Annotated in this window: 15 protein-coding genes and 2 pseudogenes; 10 read left to right on the top strand and 7 right to left on the bottom strand. The window is 65.7% G+C overall.

Annotated elements, in window-relative coordinates:
- Positions 1 to 215: 215 nt before the first annotated feature.
- Genes ABZV58_RS29225 through ABZV58_RS29215 form a run of 3 tightly spaced genes read right to left on the bottom strand, consistent with a single transcriptional unit; the run spans position 216 to position 1,894 of the window.
- Positions 216 to 1,031, bottom strand: coding sequence for an SDR family oxidoreductase (locus tag ABZV58_RS29225; RefSeq protein ID WP_355003394.1), 816 nt, complete (start codon positions 1,029 to 1,031; stop codon positions 216 to 218).
- Between the two features lie 15 nt (positions 1,032 to 1,046).
- Positions 1,047 to 1,712: a PaaI family thioesterase gene (locus tag ABZV58_RS29220; protein WP_355003393.1), complete on the bottom strand. Its 666-nt coding sequence runs from the start codon at positions 1,710 to 1,712 to the stop codon at positions 1,047 to 1,049.
- A gap of 5 nt (positions 1,713 to 1,717) precedes the next feature.
- A complete protein-coding gene (locus tag ABZV58_RS29215; protein ID WP_355003392.1) occupies positions 1,718 to 1,894 on the bottom strand; it encodes a hypothetical protein in 177 nt (58 codons plus the stop codon).
- Positions 1,895 to 2,031: 137 nt separating this feature from the next.
- On the opposite strand from ABZV58_RS29215, the pseudogene ABZV58_RS29210 reads away from it, so the two are divergent.
- Positions 2,032 to 2,481, top strand: a pseudogene (locus tag ABZV58_RS29210) (thioesterase family protein); the annotation flags it as partial.
- A gap of 328 nt (positions 2,482 to 2,809) precedes the next feature.
- Here ABZV58_RS29210 and ABZV58_RS29205 read toward each other — a convergent pair.
- Positions 2,810 to 3,418, bottom strand: coding sequence for a TetR/AcrR family transcriptional regulator (locus ABZV58_RS29205; protein WP_355003391.1), 609 nt, complete (start codon positions 3,416 to 3,418; stop codon positions 2,810 to 2,812).
- Between the two features lie 1,028 nt (positions 3,419 to 4,446).
- Between ABZV58_RS29205 and ABZV58_RS29200 the strand changes: the two genes are divergently transcribed.
- Positions 4,447 to 5,055 (top strand): hypothetical protein, encoded by a 609-nt coding sequence (locus ABZV58_RS29200; RefSeq protein WP_355003390.1) that lies wholly within the window; start codon positions 4,447 to 4,449, stop codon positions 5,053 to 5,055.
- Between the two features lie 38 nt (positions 5,056 to 5,093).
- Here ABZV58_RS29200 and ABZV58_RS29195 read toward each other — a convergent pair whose 3' ends face one another.
- Together ABZV58_RS29195 and ABZV58_RS29190 are read right to left on the bottom strand one after the other, a co-directional pair.
- Positions 5,094 to 5,768 carry an ATP-dependent DNA ligase gene (locus ABZV58_RS29195; RefSeq protein WP_355003389.1) on the bottom strand — a complete coding sequence of 225 codons (675 nt, stop codon included), beginning with the start codon at positions 5,766 to 5,768 and terminating at the stop codon, positions 5,094 to 5,096.
- A gap of 101 nt (positions 5,769 to 5,869) precedes the next feature.
- Positions 5,870 to 5,965 (bottom strand): annotated as a pseudogene (locus tag ABZV58_RS29190) (hypothetical protein); the annotation flags it as partial.
- A 195-nt stretch (positions 5,966 to 6,160) separates the two neighbouring features.
- On the opposite strand from ABZV58_RS29190, the gene ABZV58_RS29185 reads away from it, so the two are divergent.
- The gene (locus ABZV58_RS29185) at positions 6,161 to 6,325 is read left to right on the top strand and encodes a hypothetical protein (RefSeq protein ID WP_355003388.1); all 165 of its coding nucleotides are present in this window, start codon (positions 6,161 to 6,163) and stop codon (positions 6,323 to 6,325) included.
- Here ABZV58_RS29185 and ABZV58_RS29180 read toward each other — a convergent pair.
- Positions 6,322 to 6,861: a hypothetical protein gene (locus ABZV58_RS29180; protein ID WP_355003387.1), complete on the bottom strand. Its 540-nt coding sequence runs from the start codon at positions 6,859 to 6,861 to the stop codon at positions 6,322 to 6,324. The two genes, ABZV58_RS29185 and ABZV58_RS29180, sit on opposite strands and share 4 nt — an antisense overlap.
- 245 nt (positions 6,862 to 7,106) lie before the next feature.
- Between ABZV58_RS29180 and ABZV58_RS29175 the strand changes: the two genes are divergently transcribed.
- The 7 genes from ABZV58_RS29175 (at position 7,107) to ABZV58_RS29145 (ending at position 14,068) form a co-directional block, all read left to right on the top strand.
- Positions 7,107 to 7,559, top strand: coding sequence for a hypothetical protein (locus tag ABZV58_RS29175; RefSeq protein WP_355003386.1), 453 nt, complete (start codon positions 7,107 to 7,109; stop codon positions 7,557 to 7,559).
- A 334-nt stretch (positions 7,560 to 7,893) separates the two neighbouring features.
- On the top strand, positions 7,894 to 9,156 hold the full coding sequence (locus ABZV58_RS29170) for a hypothetical protein (protein WP_355003385.1): 1,263 nt from the start codon (positions 7,894 to 7,896) through the stop codon (positions 9,154 to 9,156).
- Positions 9,157 to 9,306: 150 nt separating this feature from the next.
- Positions 9,307 to 10,506 (top strand): hypothetical protein, encoded by a 1,200-nt coding sequence (locus ABZV58_RS29165; RefSeq protein WP_355003384.1) that lies wholly within the window; start codon positions 9,307 to 9,309, stop codon positions 10,504 to 10,506.
- Positions 10,494 to 11,303 (top strand): hypothetical protein, encoded by an 810-nt coding sequence (locus ABZV58_RS29160; protein WP_355003383.1) that lies wholly within the window; start codon positions 10,494 to 10,496, stop codon positions 11,301 to 11,303. Before ABZV58_RS29165 ends, ABZV58_RS29160 begins: the two co-directional genes overlap by 13 nt.
- 110 nt (positions 11,304 to 11,413) lie before the next feature.
- Positions 11,414 to 12,631, top strand: a complete 1,218-nt coding sequence (locus ABZV58_RS29155; protein WP_355003382.1) for a hypothetical protein — start codon at positions 11,414 to 11,416, stop codon at positions 12,629 to 12,631.
- Positions 12,619 to 13,368: a hypothetical protein gene (locus tag ABZV58_RS29150; protein ID WP_355003381.1), complete on the top strand. Its 750-nt coding sequence runs from the start codon at positions 12,619 to 12,621 to the stop codon at positions 13,366 to 13,368. The genes ABZV58_RS29155 and ABZV58_RS29150 overlap by 13 nt, the downstream gene beginning before the upstream one ends.
- A 319-nt stretch (positions 13,369 to 13,687) precedes the next feature.
- The gene (locus ABZV58_RS29145; RefSeq protein WP_355003380.1) at positions 13,688 to 14,068 is read left to right on the top strand and encodes a hypothetical protein; all 381 of its coding nucleotides are present in this window, start codon (positions 13,688 to 13,690) and stop codon (positions 14,066 to 14,068) included.
- Position 14,069 lies beyond the last annotated feature (1 nt).

Raw genomic sequence — 14,069 nt, 5'->3', positions numbered from 1 at the left:
GTGCCGCGGCGAGCTCGTATGTGGAGGCCGTGGTTGCCGCGGTACTTGACAGGAGAACCGGACGGTTGCGCGCCCAGCAGAGGGGCTGGCGGCGCGGGCGGCGTGCACAAGCTTTCAGATGCCGGGTCGAAGAACTGGGCCACGCAACTTCGGCTCCGTGTTTCGTCCGCCCGTCGGCCTTTCCTTCGCGGAACGAGCGACGGGACGGTTCGGAGTTAGCCCTGAGCTTCGTCGGACACCGACGCCCACTCGATCCAAGTCTCCAGTCGCTGGCTGTAAACGGCCTGGATCAGTTGCAGCGGTGCTGAACCGAAGAACACGCGCAGTGGCGGATACTCGGCGTCGACGATCTTGAGTAGGGCGTTGCCGACGGCAGCCGGATCACCTGGGACGGCATTCTTAGACGACCCGGCGATGGCCGCCCGAAGGTCGGCATAGGCAGGCAAGGGGTCGGCATGAACAGCTGACGAGCCAGCCCAATCTGTGGAGAACAGGCCGGGCTCAACCATGGTGACCTTGATTCCAAAGCCCGCGACCTCTTTGGCCAAGGTCTCGCTGAGTCCTTCCAACGCCCATTTCGACGCGTGGTAGCCGCCGAGGTTGGGGAAGGTGGTGACCCCGCCGACTGTCGAGATCTGGATGATGTGGCCGTGTCCCTGTTCCCGCAATATCGGCAATACGGACTGAGTCACCCACAGCGCGCCGAACAAATTGGTCTCGATCTGGTCGCGCAGGTCGGTTTCGTTGAGTTCTTCGACGGCACCGAACAGGCCGTAACCAGCGTTGTTGACAACAACATCGAGCTGTCCAAAATGCCCGTGGGCCTGCTTGACCGCTGCACTTACTGCTGCTTTGTCGGTGACGTCGAGCGGCAGAGTCAGCACTGCGTCACCGAAGGTGGCGCTGAGCTCTGTGAGTGACTGCACGTTGCGCGCAGTCGCTGCGACCTGGTCGCCGCGTGAGAGTGCGGCTTCGACGAACTGTCTGCCGAACCCCCGCGAAGAGCCGGTGACAAACCACACTTTGGCCATGAGAGCACTCCTATCCTATGTCGTCGGTCGGCTGAGGTTTTGCAGGCGGACCTGGCCACGGGCGATCGCCCGTTCCGACTGATCGGAGAGGGCTACCGACCACAGCTGCTGAAGTTGTTGGCGGGCAATTGGGGTTGCCACCGCGGTCAGGCGACCGTCGTGCACCGCGCGCAGGAAGTCGGTGTTGTTGTTGACACCGACGACACGACCCCGGCTCCCCAGCCATAGGCCGCCCCCGAGACTTGCCGCGGCCTCGATAGCGACGCAGTAGATGCCGCCTTGGATGATCTCGTCGGGTTGCCACAATTCGGGACGGACATCCAAGGCGAGCTCCACGCGATCGCCACTGGCCTGCACGATTGTCATTCCGATCAGCTGGCCGATCCTGCCCAGCGCTGTGTTGTCCATCGGCGATGTGTCCTTTCGCCGTACGGCGGTGTGGGTCCGGGTGTTCGCATTTGCAGACCTGATTGGGAACGAAGTGATCGGTTCGGACAGGTTTGTCTGCTCAACCGTCGACCCGTACGACGATGGCGGCCGCGGTGTCTCCTGGTGCGTATCTGGCGAACAGGCCGGTGCCGTCACCGCGATTCGTCGGTCGGTGACGAGTTCGGTGATGGACCGTATGCCGGTCAGTCCCTGCGAATGGTCCCAAATATGGCTGCGGCCATGGGTTTTCATCCTTGCTAGGTGACGCTGGTTTCCCGAGCGACGACTATGTCGTTGACGGCGAACGGGTTGTGGGTGGTGATCGCGTCGACCTGGTGGATGGTCAGATCCGCTGTGTCCAGCGCTCGCACTGCCGCGGGCACCGGGGCCTCGGCCGGATGGGTGCGCTCGACGCGAGCGAAGCCGATAGCCAAACCCGACCTTCATGTCTGCAGTGAGCGTATTGAGCGGTTGCACAGGTTCCTAATTAATAGTCGTTAGTATGTGAACCTAGGTCCCCGCGCAGGGAGTGTCAATGCAGGACAACGAGTCGACAAGACGGGATGGTGCCATGGCGTCCAAGGTGGACAGCGATGAGCGAGAGCTCGGCACGGCAGACTTCGCCGCCGTGCGAGCAGTGACGACACGGTGGCGGGACAACGACATGTACGGCCATTTGAACAATGCCGTCTACTACGAACTGTTCGATGCAGCGATCAACGCCTTGATCATCGAGAACGCCGACTTCGACCCGGTTGCTGCGGGTGCGATAGGTGTGGTCGCCGAGACCGGTTGCCGGTACTTTCGGCAGGTCGGCTTCCCACAGACGCTGCAGGTCGGTCTGCGGGTAGAGCGGTTGGGCACGTCGAGTGTGACCTATGACCTTGCTTTGTTCGCAGGTACGGATCCAGGTGAGCATCAGCGTCTCGTCCTGGCTGCTCGGGGTCGATGGGTGCACGTGTATGTGGACCGTGAAACCCGCCGCCCTGTGCCGGTCCCCAGCCCAATCAGGGACCTCCTAGAGCACTATGTGCGGCCGGTGGCCGCACCCCAGAGCGTGCGGTTGCGCGGAGTCGGATCACATTCGAAAGAACACTCGTTCGCCGAGCACACGATAGATCGCGATCCCGAGGGTTGATGCCAACGCTGGCGGTAGGACACCTCGCTGAGCGCCGAAGCGATCGCCGTCTTCGATGAAGAACGCATCCGGAATCCATGACGGCCATTCCGCACGGTCGGCCGCGACTCGCATGCTGCTTGCCTCAGCGGTGAGTGCACTTCCCGCCTCCGCGGCAGCCCGTGGTCTCCAACCATGGTGTGGCTGATCGACGGACCGTGTCGGTCGGCGATCAGCGCGCGGCGCCGACGATCTCCAATGCGTAGTCGCCATACTGTCGCGCGACATCCTCTGGACCCATTTCTCCGTCGTCACGAAACCATCGGGCGATACTGACGCACATCTCCAGAATTGCGAAGGACGCGAGCTTCGGCGATTCCACGGTGAACACGCCTTCCCGTCGACCATCGATGATGATCTGCCGGAATGCCTTCTCGTGGCGGCGACGGATGTCTTGCGCGACACTGCGATCGGGTTCGTCGAGATGAGTGGTGTCCTGGTTGACGACCAACGCCTCGCGGCGGTGTGTGGCGTGGTGCAGTGCGTAGACTTCAGTCGCGGCCCGCAGCTTCGCAACGTGGCCATCGGACTCGGCCATCACCTTGTTGAAATCGTTGATGACGTTGTCGAGGGTAGTGAGCACGAACTCGCTGAGGAGAGCACTTTTGGACTCGATGTGGTTGTACAGGCTCGGCGTCCGCAGCCCCAGCGCCTCGGCCACTTGCTTGAGGCTCGTGCCGAGGTAGCCGCGCTCTGCGAACAGCGTCAGTGCTGCATCGCGGACTTCGGCGCGGGTCACGGATGGAATATCGGCAGATCGCCGGTCGATGTGCTGGGTCACCATCTCATCATTCCGTAGGAGTCGGATGGGTCTGACACAGTATCTGAATCGGGGGTCACTTGAACGATCGACGGCGCGTAGGGTGCCTGTCGCGGTGTTCAGACCGGGCCCGTTCTCGAGCGGCATTGCCGCGCGGCCGGCGCATTTCTTCACAGCGATCGAGTCAGAGGTTTCGATCGGAGTCGGCGCTGAGATGTCGATCGGATCTGTGGTATCGAAGTGAGCGGTCGACTCGATCGGGCGATCGGGTGCGGGCAAATAAGCCGGAAGGTGACCGGTAGCTCATCGAGCAGCGCATGGCGCATGCTGGCGTGAATCTTAAAGGTGTCTCGGCACCGGTGTCACAAGTGCTCAGAGGGCAAGATCGAAGATCCCCTGTCATCCGCTCGGGAGCTGCCACGTCACTGGATTCTTGAAACGCCTCGACGTACCCGAGGCCAGGCACATTATGTCCGAGCGTGCCGCCGACATCTCGCCGATCCCGGTTGTCGTGGTCATCCTGCTGATCCTCGCGAAGCACACGAGCGGGCGCAGCGAAGGGCTTCGCGCTCGGTTGGATTGGCGCCATCGTCGTGGTCACCATCGTGCCGACTCCGCTCTCCGACTTGCTCAAGAAGCCCCTGGAGGAATCGAACCTCCGACCCTACCCAACGGGTAATCCGCTGGTCAGCTTCCTGAACTCCCTCCATATCCGCCCATTCGGTGTACATCTCGCGACGTTTGGTTACGTTTCCCGACTCGGACTTACACGATCGTGGTGACACGGTCACCAGCAGGTCACCGCATGGGTGATCTTGATTGCTGATGAGTGCTGGTGACGGCGTCACCAGCACTGAGCGGGCGGCGCGGTGCGGATATCCACAGCCACCTGACAACTACGCGTTCATCCACGTGGAAGGAGTTTGCGCATGCCTCGACTCGCCGAAACCTCTCGACAGCCGGTGGCCGAGGGTGTTGGATACCGCACAGAGCTTTCGTTGCAGGTATCAGCACCACACGCGCGCCGCGCGTGGGAGGGGAACACCCGCATGGACCTCGACATCACGTGCCCACGCTGCGGCCGCATCGATTTCGTTCAGAGTGTGCCTGCGCTGCATGCTGACGGCGTATCGACCAGCTACGGCATCAGCCAGTACTCCGGGCTCGGGGTAGCCACCACGGGGTTGGTCCCAGTCATCGGCACCGCCACAGTCGAACGCACCCTCACCACTGCGCTCGCGCGAAGCCTCGCGCGGGAGCCATCCCAACTGCCCTCCGGTCGCCTTACCGTGGTGGGCCTGCTGCTACTGCTGCCAGCGCTCATTCTGCTGGCCCCGGCTATTGCGGCAATCGTCACCACTGACCCCCAGGTACGAACTGTGGGCACGTGGATCGGCGCCCTATTCATGGTTGTCGTTGTCGCGATCCCCGGTTTGATTGTCATGGGCGCGGTGATCCGCCGCGATCTTCGCAACGCGAGGATAAGGCGCGGCCGTCCCAATGCTCATGCGGTGTGGCAGGCGGGGTTCTACTGCCATCGCTGTGGTGTTGCGTACTGGCCCTATTCGCCTGCTCCGGGAATTCCAGCGAGGCAGCCGTTCGCTCCGCCGCAGTTTCGCTGGTTCGTCTGGACCGCCGGTGGATACAACAACGCCTAACGTTCCAATGTGCCTTGCGTTCCAATGTGAACGTGTGCCTAGTCGGGCAACCCGATGGTGAGGGGATCGATCTCGACCCGCAGTCCGCGCCAGCTGGGGTGGCGGAGGGCTTCGGCGTATTCGCGGTATTCGACGGTTCCGACGAGTCGCGGCGACACCCAGTGCACCCCGGTGGCGCGTTCTGGCGGCGGGGATCGGTCGAAGGGCGATTCGGTGACCGCCAGTTCGGTCAGGCGTTGCCGCAGAGCCCGGCGGGCCGCCGCGCTGAAGCCGGTGCCGACATTCCCGACATAGACCAGCCGACCGGCCTGGTCGTAGGCGCCGAGCACCACGGAGGCCAGCGCCCCGAACTCTCCGCCGCCGCTGGACGCGACCCATCCAACGATGATCACGTCGGCACTTCGCCGCAGTGGCGTCTTCAGCCACAGCCGGGACCGCGTCCCGGGACGATAGCTCGAATCGAGACGCTTGCTGACGATGCCTTCCAGGCCGTGGTCGGCCGCGGTGGCGAGCATGGTGTCGACCGGGATGCCGGTCCAGTACGGCGGGGTCTGCACCGCGAGTCCCGCCAGCTCCAGGTCGGTGAGGTGAGCGCGGCGATCGGTGTAGGGCAGGGCCATGGTGTTCTCGCCGTCGATGTCGAGTACGTCGAAGACGAACAATTGCACCGGCACGGCGCGGCGCAGTTCGAGGCTGGGGCGTTGCAGGTGCATGCGCTGCTGGAGTCGGGCGAACGAGGGCGCTCCGGTCGCCGGGTCGGGGCGATGATCTCCCCGTCCAGGATCAGATCCCGGCCCTCGGTGAGCTCTGTCAGGACGGGGCCGAGTTCAGGGAAGCACGCAGTGACGTTGTTGCGGTTGCGGCTGAAGAGTTCGACGCGTCTGCCCCGGGTCCGGCAAATGGTTCGCATGCCGTCCCATTTCATCTCGATCGCCCACTGGCCTGCGTCGGTGGAGGGGCGTCCGGCGGTGGCCAGCATCGGAGCGGGCACAGCCACAAGCATCAGCGTATCGCGAGCGAATACCGACCTGTCGGTACCTGCGGCTAGGGTCACCGACCGTGGAGTTCAAACAGCGGTGACCTCGTCCGGGTCGGAGACGGCGGAGTGAGCGTGTTCCGCGTGGTCGAGATCGGCGTCGGTGGCGACCTCGGCATGGCGATGATCGAGGCCGTCGGCGCGCCCCGGCCGGGAATCTATCCGTGGCCGATCCGGGTGGCGCACCTCGTGTCCGCCGCCGATCAGTCCACCGGACCCGAAGCCGCCGACTAGAGGCCTGTCGGCCCGGCATCGGCATCGGCATCACCGTCCTGGGCGTGCCCTACGATTGCCGACGATTCGGCGGCAGTCGGAAGTTTCGTCGTGAGGGGCGCTGGCGCAGGCGGGTTCACCGCTGAGCTGGATTCGCTGTCGGTGTCGGCGCGTGCGGCGGTGATGAGTTGGCGGGCTTGCTTGGCGCTGATTTCCAGCAGCTCGGCGACCTCGTCGTCGGTTTGGCCTTGCTCACGAATCGCTGCCGCGGCCAGCGCCTGTTGAGCGCGGTGGGTGGCGATCTGTTCGGCGGCCCGCTCGTGCACGCCCGCGATCTGCGCACGCAGATCCTCGATCTCGCGGTCGCGCGCCGTTTCACAGTCGGTGATGGCGTCCCAGGCGGCGATGTACTGCTTGACCGCGGCGGCGATGAGTTGCTCGCGTTGCCGAGCCAGCTGGCGACGGGCGCGGACCCGCTCGCGCGAACGCTCCAGGCGGGCGCGGACTTCCGGACGCCGCGGTGCGCGGGTGGATCGCTTCGGACGTGATGTAGGCATGGGCGGACTCCAAGTTTCCGGGGCCCGTCTGCCTGATTCTCCCGCACGCCAGCCTAACGCAAGAACGCAGCCAGTCGACGCCCCTTGGCTCGCCTGGCCATCCGAAGCTCGCCCTGTCCCTTCGGTTTCCAACCGCACCATCCACACGAGCAGCAATGGAAGGATCACCATGGGCCAGCACTACATAGCAGTCCCGCTCGCCGAGGATGGGACCGAGATCACCGGCTATCTCGAACCTTACGACTATGGCCCAGCTTCAAACTGACAAAGCACTCCTGGCTCGGCAACGAGTTCGTCGAAGCCGTCGAGCGCGTGCTGACCTCGCCGACACGGGTGGTCTGGGCGACTACGCCGAACACGAACCGGACAGCACCAGCAATCTCTTCGACAAAACCGAAACAGCGACGAAACTCCCCGCACCCGAGGACGTTCCGGTCGCCCGGTACGTCATCAACCACGACAAGCAGACCTATGCCGACAAGACGACCGTCGTCGCGAACGCTATCGGGGCAGCCATCCACCCGCTACCTGTGCTCACCGCGGAGGGCAATGGCCGCGGTGGCGGCGATCTCCGTGAAGGTTCCATCACCGGTCACACCACCCTCGTGGGGACATGGGCACGCGACCGGATCACCGTCGCAGACATCGTGCCCGACGGCTACCAGGCTCTCGAGGTCGACCTGATCGAACCCTGGTGATGACTCACTAATGACCGAGGGACCAGGCCGGAGCTAGCGGCCGGGTCCCTCGGCGCCCGACTCTACCCGGGCGTCACCGCCGCGGGGACTCGACCGCATCCCCTCGCCTTCGCTGGATTTCACACGCCTCCTACGTCTTCGGCGTGCTCGCCTCACGCCGCGCTCACGTGTGCGCCCGCGCGCATCCGCTACTGGCTGCCCAGGACGCCGCGATCGAACAGCGGATCGCTTACCGGTTCCGCCTGGATGTCTCCCATGGCCGAAAACGTCGCCGCCGCCGAACCGGTCACCGACTGGAACCCGTGAACCCGATCCACGGAAAGGAGGGACTCCGATGACTGACGACACCGACGGATTGTTCACCCTGCCAAGCTTTTACTCCGACGGCGTGTTGCCGGTCTGTTGGTCGTACGGCATGGGTGTGGAGAGCACCGCGGGGATCGTGCGGACACTGCTGGAGCCGGACTTCGGGCCGCCGGAGCTGTGTGATGACCTGTCGAATCTGATCGTGATGGTCGCCCAGACCGGTGACGAGTGGACCAGCACCTGCGATCTGGCCGCGGTCCACGTGCTGCCGCTGTTGCGTGAGCGATCGGTCCGGCTGGTCGAGGTCGCCCGTGCGGGCCCCTCGGCTGCCGACGGGATCGTGGTGTTGCAGGACACCCGCGAGCCGACCCGGCTGCACCCCGACCCCGACGAGAACGGCTTCTACGCGCTCAGCGCTGAGCATCGCCGCAACGGTGTGCTACCGACCTTGGGTGGGAACAGGATCTGCTCGGCGAAGTCGAAGGGCGAGCCCCTCGATACGTGGCGTGCAACGCATTTGGGGCATACAACGTATGTCCACGCGGTGGGCTACCACGTGGAGGAGACGCGCCGGATCTCCTCGGATTCCTCGGTCGTCCTGAGTGGACGTCGACACCCGATCTACCCCCTACACGCGTCCGGGTGGTCGCGCGAACACTGTCAGGGATACCTGTTCGGGCTGTTCGGGGTGTGGTGGCCGAAATCGTGCTGCCGCCAGTGTTGTTTCGTATCTCGGCCGAGCTGGCCTGAGCAGCTTGCCCGCATCCAGGCCGCACCCGGTGAGGCGTTCAAGCACCTGGTCGATGAGTACGTCGCGATCGCGCTCAACCGCAACTCCGGGCTGTTCGGGCCAGGCAAGTCGTTGACCGATCGGCTGCGCCGCGACAACGCCCACGAAGTCCTGGCTTTGGCTGCTGCCGAGCTGGATCGATGCCGGTGGGCGGTGTATCGGGTCCGTCGCTGCTACAGCGCACCGGGCCGCGCGTGGCGCGCGGTCGATGTCGTCACCCGCGGCGGCCGCGCCGAGGCGGCGACATTCCTTGACCGCTTCGCCACCGAGCTGCGGATCACACCGGAGTTTGATGGCGAGCATCTCCGGGTGTGGCTGACCGAGCCATCGACCAGCTATCCACGGTTGGAGGAGTTCTTCGTCGCCGCCCCCGATTCGGTGATGCCCAAGGCACGCAAGGGGTTCGAAGCACGCTGGTACGGCCACGCCGAGGATCGGCTGCTCGCCCTCGAGGACGCCGCCCACACGGTAGCCGCTACTGCGCTACCGGCGGTGGCGTGAGCCTGATCCATCACGAGCAGTCGAGACCTGCTCACCGATAGCCACTCGTCACCTGCTCACCGATAGCCGTTCATCCTGTCCCGTCCTGTGAACGCCAGCCCGCAGCATCAGCTTCGGGCTGGCGTTGTTTCGATTTCCGGAAGGTGTGCCATGCCTCATCCCATTCTGGCCACGGATCCGCCGTGCGCGCTGTGTTGGCGCCGCAACGCCAGCGACTGGCACCAACTCGACGATCAGCTGGTCTGCGGAAGCTGCTTCCCTGCGCTCCCGCAGTGTGAGCGCTGTTATGCGACGGTGCGCAGCGTTGTCGTGGTCGCTGACGAGCGCCAGCTGTGCCGGTCGTGCACTCGCGGCTGGGTGGGGTGTGTGTCGTGCCGGGAGCTGACCGACCCGCACGTGCGCACCGACACCGACGAGCCGGTGTGTCTACGTTGCGCGGCGGTGTTTTTCGATTCCTGCGTCAACTGCGGCCGCTACAGCGCGGCCAGCCGCTACGTCTCCGGCGGAACCCGCGCCTGCACCCGCTGCGCGGGGACCTACGCTTCCTGCCCGCAGTGCGCGACGTTGTTGCGGCCGGGTCGGGGGTGTGATCCGTGCGCACGCCGGGATCGGGTGTGGAACTACAGCTACAAACCCGACCCGAGATTCCACGGCGACGGACCGCTGTATCTGGGGATGGAGCTCGAGGTCATCGTCCCGGACTACTGCTACGACGAGGCCGTCGCCGCCGCGACCGAGCACCTCGGTGATCTGGGCTACCTCAAACAGGACTCCTCCATCCGCCCGCTGGGGTTCGAGGTCGTCACGCACCCGATGTCGTATCGCCACGCGATCGACCATTTCCCGTGGGGCCTGCTCACGGTGCTCGAGGATCTCGATTGCGAGACCGACCAGACTGTCGGGCTGCATGTGCACGCCAGCCGTGACGGGTTCGACTCTCCCGCCCACATCTACCGCTGGCTGAAACTGCTGTACCGCAACGAATCCGCGGTCACCATCCTGGCGCGGCGGCGTTCGCGTTACGCGCCGTTCGACCGGATCGCGCGCGCCAAGGCACGCGAGACCGCGAAAAGTCATCAGCACGCGCTCGGGTTGGCGCGGTATCAGGCGATCAACCCCTACCCGCGCAAAACCCTGGAGCTGCGGGTGTTCGCCAGCTCCCTGGACGTTCAGTGCGTGCAGGCGGCGCTGGCGTTCACCGCCGCCTCGATCGACTACACCCGCGCTCTGCGGGTGGCCGATGTGCGGGCCGGGGCGTGGGAATGGTCGGCGTTTGGCGCCTGGGTCGCACGCCAGCCCGACTACCAGCCGCTGGCCGCGGAAATGGAGGACCTGGCATGTGCCTGCTGACCTACTACCCACCGGCCATCGGCCCCGATCCGGTCGCGTTGGCGTATGGGGCGACGGCGAATCCGCACGGGCACGGCTACGCGGTGATCGCCGGACGCGGCATCATCGTCGGCCACGGCATGGACGCCGAACCGGTGATCGCAGAATTCACCCAGGTGCGCACCCGCTATCCCGATGGTCCGGCGTTGTTCCATTCCCGCTACGCCACCAAAGGCCTCCGCGATATCGACAACTGCCACCCCTTCCGGATCGGCGGCGACGCGCGAACAGTGTTGGCGCACAACGGGACTCTGCCCAAACGCGTGCACCCGCGCGCCTATGATCCGCGTTCGGACACCCGCATCGCCGCCGAGGACTACCTACCCGGGCAGCCGTTCGGGTCGATCGACACCCACCGCGGCGCACGCGGGCTCGCCTCGTGGCTGGGATCGAGCAAGCTGGTCATCCTCACCGTCGACCCCACCTACCGCCACCACTCCTACCTGTTCGGTGAGCAGGCCGGGACCTGGGAGGGCGGGATCTGGTACTCCAACACCAGCTACCTGTCACCGACCGAGCGGTGGCCTGCTCGCCGCCACTATTTGTGCGGGCACTGCTGGCACCTGGATCTGCATCGCACCAGCCGCTACTGCGGCGCCTGCGGCTGGTGTTTCACCTGCGAGACCGCCTTCCCCGACTGCACCTGCGACCGCCCCGCCGCCACGAGCACCCACAGCGCCAGCCGGCGCGGGGTGCTCGCGTTGACCCGCCACCGCCCGCCGAGGGAACAGCCCCGGGCTGCGCGCACCACCCGCTGATCCACTCCGTCCCCCTGAGAACCCCGCACCCCAGCGCTTCTGGAGCTGGCCCTCCTGGAGCCGGGTGCGGGGTTCTTCCGTCTTCTCCCACCGAAAGGTCGTGATTCGTCATGCCCGCATCCACGCTGGCCGACCCGCTGTGCGAGGACTGCTCTGATCCCACACCCCGCCACGAAATGGTGTCCACGATCGAAGGTGAGCGGCTCTGCGGTGACTGCGCCGAGGATGTCCCCCGCTGTGACCAATGCGCCAACTACTCCCGCGAGCGGGCGTTGACCGTCGAGGAGACCTACCTGTGTGGCGACTGCGTCCACGACTGGCATCGCTGCGCCGACTGCGACCTCTACACCCGCCATGTCACCGCGGTCGTGGGCGGCGGGGACGTGTGCCAGGGCTGTGGCGAGAACTATCCCAGCTGCTCGGACTGCGGGTACCGAGCCGCCGAGATCTCCACGGTGTCCGGCGGCGGCGAGGTGTGTGCCACCTGCGCCGACGAGGACTACCACGAGTGCGCGGCCTGCTACACCCTCATCTCACGCGAGGACACCTACTGCCGGGCCTGCGCGCCCGAACGTTCCCGGCATTCGAAAGTGCACCCCTGGGACCACAAACCCAGTCCACGCTTCCACGGCGAGGGTCCGTTGTTTCTGGGGCTGGAGCTGGAGATCAAGACCCCCAGCGGTGTTTTCACCGACGCCGTCGACACCGCCGTCGACCAGCTCGGAGATCTCGGCTACCTGAAGGAGGACTCCTCGATCAGCCCGTGCGGGTTCGAGCTGGTCACCCACCCCATGTCGTATGCGTATGTGCGCGAGCGGTTTCCGTGGCAGCTGCTCAACCGGCTGCGGCTGCTGGGCGCCTACACCGACGAACACGTCGGCATCCACATCCACCTCTCCCGCGCCGGCTTCGACTCCCCCGCCCACATCTACCGGTGGCTGAAGTTCGTCTACCGCAACGAAACCCAGGTCACCACCTTGGCGCGACGCTGCTCGCCGGAATGGGCGAAGTTCTCCACCGACGCCCGCTCACGGCTGTGGGAATACGCCCACGGGACCCGGGATTACGCCTACCGCTACGAAGCGGTCAACGTCCGCCCCGAGCACACTTTCGAACTGCGCGTGTTCGCCAGCTCCCTGCAACGCCAGCAGGTCCAGGCCGCACTGGCTTTCGCCGCGGCCTCGGTCGACTACACCCGCGGCCTCTCCGCGGCTCAGATCGCACGCCGAAACGGCTGGGAATGGTCAGCGTTCACCGCCTGGCTGCGTAGCCGCCCCCACTACGTCGTGCTGCTCACCGAACTGGAGGCCCTCACGTGTGCATCCTGACCTTCGTCAAACCCGGCATCACCCCCGACCTCGACGCCCTGGCCAACGGCTCGCTCGCCAACCCGCATGGGCACGGCTACGCGGTGATCACCGGTGAGACGATCACCGTCGGCCGCGGAATGGACCCCGCCGCCGTGATCACCGAGTTCGCCGCCGTGCGCGCCCAACATCCGGACGCTGCGGCCTTGTTCCATTCCCGGCTGGCCACCCACGGCCCGCGCCGCCTGGACAACTGCCACCCCTTCCCCGTCGGCGGTGACGCGCGAACCGTGCTCGCCCACAACGGGATCCTGCCCGCCAACGTCCACCCTCGCCTGGGTGATGCGCGGTCGGACACCCGCATCGCCGCCGAGGACTACCTACCCGCCCAGCCGTTCGGATCGTTGGATTCCTGGGCCGGCCGCGAACGTCTCGAGCGGTGGCTGGGCACCGACAAGATGGTGATCTTGACCGTCGACCCCGCCTACAAGCACTCGGCCTACATCTTCAACGAACACCGCGGCCACTGGGCCAACGGATCCTGGTACTCCAACTACGGCTACCTGCCCTATCTCTGGGCCGATGCAGCCGAGGAGTACTGCGACAACTGCGGCGAACCCGACGACGACCGCTACGGCCCGCACTGCCCGGGGTGCGGGTTCTGCACCGAATGCGCGCGAATGTTCCCCAAATGCGTCTGCCCGTTCCTCGACGGCGAGGAACGCTACGCCGACCTGCTCGACCTCGAATACACCTGACCCTCACCATCAACCGTCCTTTCCCACGCGCTGCACCCGCGCATCGAAAAGTTCACCGGTGCGCGGGTTCGCCTCCTGGCGCCTGAATTTGGCCATGGTGGTTACCGGTGTCGGACACGCACGCCCACCGTGTCGTCGCCAACGCCGACGCGCACCGCGTCCGCTTGCTGATCCGCGAACCGGACCACACCCCGATGGGCCAAACACCGTTCCCGCCTCGACGGCCGCCGACGCTCGCGCCGCTGCCTCTCACAACCCGCCACCAAACCAGGCCAGTTCCGGCCTGGTTGTGCTGGCGCCCGAACAGGAGAACCCGCTGATGAACAACGCCACCGACCCGCGACCCGTCGATCCCGAGACCGATGCCGAGTTCACCCGCCGCGTCCTCGAACGCATCGATGAATGGTTCGACAACCGCTTCCCCACCGGCGGCCGCGTCGATGCCATCGCAGCGGGTGATCACCGGCTTGCCGCCGATCCGGTGATCACCGTCGTCGCCGCCGAGCTGCACCAGCTGCGCCGCGCCGGGGAACTGGCCACCGTGCTCACCCGCGGCGGCCACACCTACCAGCGGGTGCGCATCGAGGCCGTGCACCGCCACCACACCGTCCTCGCCAGCGACACCCACCCCGGTGTGCTGCTGCCGCTGCGGTTCATCGAAGCCGTCCACCGCCTCACCCCTCCCACCCGACAGGAGTGAA

Source organism: Nocardia sp. NPDC004654 (assembly GCF_040609595.1).
Classification (GTDB): domain Bacteria; phylum Actinomycetota; class Actinomycetes; order Mycobacteriales; family Mycobacteriaceae; genus Nocardia.
Note: the sequence above shows the minus strand (reverse complement) of the source record. Positions and strands in the feature narration are given on the sequence as shown.

Excerpts from the sequence above, each read along its gene's own strand:
- ABZV58_RS29145 (WP_355003380.1), top strand. The coding sequence starts at position 13,688 with ATGAACAACGCCACCGACCCGCGACCCGTCGATCCCGAGACCGATGCC.
- ABZV58_RS29220 (WP_355003393.1), bottom strand. The coding sequence starts at position 1,712 with ATGAAAACCCATGGCCGCAGCCATATTTGGGACCATTCGCAGGGACTG.
- ABZV58_RS29155 (WP_355003382.1), top strand. The coding sequence starts at position 11,414 with ATGCCCGCATCCACGCTGGCCGACCCGCTGTGCGAGGACTGCTCTGAT.
- ABZV58_RS29225 (WP_355003394.1), bottom strand. The coding sequence starts at position 1,031 with ATGGCCAAAGTGTGGTTTGTCACCGGCTCTTCGCGGGGGTTCGGCAGA.
- ABZV58_RS29160 (WP_355003383.1), top strand. The coding sequence starts at position 10,494 with ATGTGCCTGCTGACCTACTACCCACCGGCCATCGGCCCCGATCCGGTC.
- ABZV58_RS29170 (WP_355003385.1), top strand. The coding sequence starts at position 7,894 with ATGACTGACGACACCGACGGATTGTTCACCCTGCCAAGCTTTTACTCC.
- ABZV58_RS29180 (WP_355003387.1), bottom strand. The coding sequence starts at position 6,861 with ATGCCTACATCACGTCCGAAGCGATCCACCCGCGCACCGCGGCGTCCG.
- ABZV58_RS29175 (WP_355003386.1), top strand. The coding sequence starts at position 7,107 with ATGGCCCAGCTTCAAACTGACAAAGCACTCCTGGCTCGGCAACGAGTT.
- ABZV58_RS29200 (WP_355003390.1), top strand. The coding sequence starts at position 4,447 with ATGGACCTCGACATCACGTGCCCACGCTGCGGCCGCATCGATTTCGTT.
- ABZV58_RS29165 (WP_355003384.1), top strand. The coding sequence starts at position 9,307 with ATGCCTCATCCCATTCTGGCCACGGATCCGCCGTGCGCGCTGTGTTGG.
- ABZV58_RS29195 (WP_355003389.1), bottom strand. The coding sequence starts at position 5,768 with ATGCACCTGCAACGCCCCAGCCTCGAACTGCGCCGCGCCGTGCCGGTG.